A 1094-nucleotide genomic window follows, 5' to 3' on the forward strand; every position below is an offset into this window, starting at 1 on the left:
AATGTTCATGATGATACAAAGCGACCTCTTTGGAGAGTTCAAACACGCGATCATCCACCATCCATTCACTGCTTTGTTGCGCTTGGGTATGCAAATCGTGAAGCAGATCATAGCCATAGCGCGTGTGCGCTTGAACATAGGCCCGTTCCGGACCGTCAATCGGACCTGGGCGAAACAAGATGCTTCGTGTGATGGCGATTTTTCCGATGTCGTGCACCGAAGCTGCAATGACCGCACGGCGCACATCACACTCACTCCAGTGCAGATACTGTTCCGCCATATACTTTGTGTACATGGCCACTCTTTGTAAATGACTCAACAGATCAGGATCTGAGTATTCAGCCGCGTACGCAAGGCTTTGAAAATACATCTGCCAATACGACAAGAGAATGCTCTCTTGCTGTTCGCCAAAGACGGGATGAACCCACACTTCATGATCCACGCTGTCTAACCCTTCCATCACGTGCATGGGCACCTGGATTCCGCTGCGCTGCCTACCCCATGTTGTGATGATGTGATGATCCGCGGGACGATCGAGCAAAAAAAGGTGATAAGGAAGGCCCAGCATATCGTGATCGTCACAACCAAAGAGCAGGCGCGTATGCCCTTGTGCACTCGTTAATACACCATCTTCATCCACACACAAGATCGTCGGTTTCATGAAATGACCCCCTCCCATAGCACCATTTGATTGCGTCCGTTGCCTTTCCCGCGATACAGCAGTTCATCCGCTTTAGCGAGTAATGCAGCTAATGAATCCCCCATGGCTGGATAACACACCACGCCCATCGTGATCGTTACGCCTTCTTGACTCAGATCCAACCCTTGCATCACTTGTTCCAAGCGATTTTTCACCCCGATATGGCAACTACACTGTTCAAAGATCAGCACAAATTCATCACCACCGAGTCGCGCCACCACATCATAGTCGCGCATGGATTGCTGCACATGGCGAACGATCCGTTGTAACAGCTGATCCCCTGCATCATGTCCCTGTGTATCGTTCAATGCTTTGAAATGATCCAGATCGAACATGGCCAACACAAAATCAAAACTCACCAAGCGACTTTTTCGATCTCGAAACCACTCGTCGA

The 1094-nt window shown here is 49.8% G+C and carries 2 protein-coding genes; both read right to left on the reverse strand.

Annotation, left to right across the window (positions count from 1 at the left end):
* Positions 1-661: HD-GYP domain-containing protein (locus MM817_RS16340; protein WP_241717101.1), on the reverse strand; the 661-nt coding region annotated here is incomplete at its 3' end.
* Positions 658-1094 (reverse strand): GGDEF domain-containing protein (locus MM817_RS16345; RefSeq protein WP_241717104.1); only part of this gene is annotated, 437 nt, incomplete at its 5' end. The genes MM817_RS16340 and MM817_RS16345, both read right to left, overlap by 4 nt.

It is taken from the genome of Sulfoacidibacillus ferrooxidans (assembly GCF_022606465.1).
Lineage (GTDB): Bacteria > Bacillota > Bacilli > Alicyclobacillales > SLC66 > Sulfoacidibacillus > Sulfoacidibacillus ferrooxidans.